This window comes from Stenotrophomonas sp. P5_A8, from assembly GCF_056400545.1.
On record NZ_JBFULB010000565.1, the window covers coordinates 1 to 1,221 of the forward strand.

General features: G+C 64.5%; 2 protein-coding genes. Both read right to left on the reverse strand.

Annotated features, from left to right (window positions below):
• Positions 1-639, reverse strand: a 639-nt coding sequence (locus AC1DQP_RS20690; protein WP_478052454.1) for a hypothetical protein, incomplete at its 3' end; no start/stop codon positions are given.
• Positions 640-992: 353 nt separating this feature from the next.
• Positions 993-1,221, reverse strand: a 229-nt coding sequence (locus tag AC1DQP_RS20695) for an outer membrane protein transport protein (protein ID WP_478052455.1), incomplete at its 5' end; no start/stop codon positions are given.

A 1,221-nucleotide genomic window follows, 5' to 3' on the forward strand; every position in this document is an offset into this window, starting at 1 on the left:
GGCGTCGATCGACTCGATCTCATCGCGCATGAACAGTTCTTTGCCCATGTAGCGCTCGAACTTGATGCGGCCGAAGCCGGCCGCGTACCAGCCTTCGATGCGGTTGTCCTCGAAGGTCGCGCTGACGTGGCAGGTGTCCTTGAAGGTGCGCGGCTGACCATCGATCTCCACGTCGACGTCTTCGAAGCCGACGAAGGTGTAATCGGAGAAGCCATCGAAGTCGAGCGGTTCGACGGTGTCTTCGACGTGATGGGTGCGCTCGCCCTTCCCGGTGTACTGGAAGCGGTCGCCCGGCTTGGCTGTCTGCGGGAACGTCGGCGCGGGCTTGAAGGTGTCGGTCATCACCGGCTTGGACGCATCGCCACCCCAGGCGGAGATGCCATAACGGTCCTGGCCGAGGAAGGCACGCCCGCTGGCATCGAAGTAGCTGGCAGTACCGATACCGCCGCCTGCGCTGTTGACCTTGATCGCGTGCTGGCCGGCGAAGGTCGACTTTTCGATGGTCAGCGTTTCATCGGCGGTGGACCAGGTCAGGCCCGGGGTGAGGGTGAAACACGCGGCGAAGTCGGCGGCGCATGCAGGGGCGGACAGTGCGGCCAACCCCAGGAAAAGGGTGGAACGAAACGCGAGAGGCGACATGTACAGATCCTTGTCAAAACAGCATGACCCACCGTGCGGGGGCGGTGCGGAATTGTACGCGCTGCGTCTGCGTGGACGGCGCCTGAAACGCGCAGTGCCACCGCTGCCATGGGCCAACCTCGTGGCAGAATCCGGCCATACGCACTGCCCTGCTCCCGGCCTTGCTACTGGTGTCGATGCCCGGGCACATGGCGATCGGACGTTCATCGCGCAGCTGCGGCAGGGGCGGCGCGAAGCGGCTCGGCGATCAGGGGCGCATCGGCTGGGCAGCCATCGATCTGGGCACGCACAAACAGAAGGCCCCGCTTTCGCGGGGCCTTCTGCCATTCAAACAACCGGTGCGGCTAGGTCGATCAGAACTTGTAGTTGAACGACGCGGCCAGCACGTCGCCGCGCACCTTGTACTTGCCGGTGAGCGAGTTGCCCTGGTTGTTGGTGGTGCCGGCGATGTTCACGTCCGGATCCTTGGTGAACAGATGGGTGTAACCGAAGTTGTATTCGATGTTCGCCGACGGGGTCCAGCCCACGCCCAGCGACAGCCACTTGCGGCTGGTGTCGGGCACGCGCACGTCGCGGTGGGCG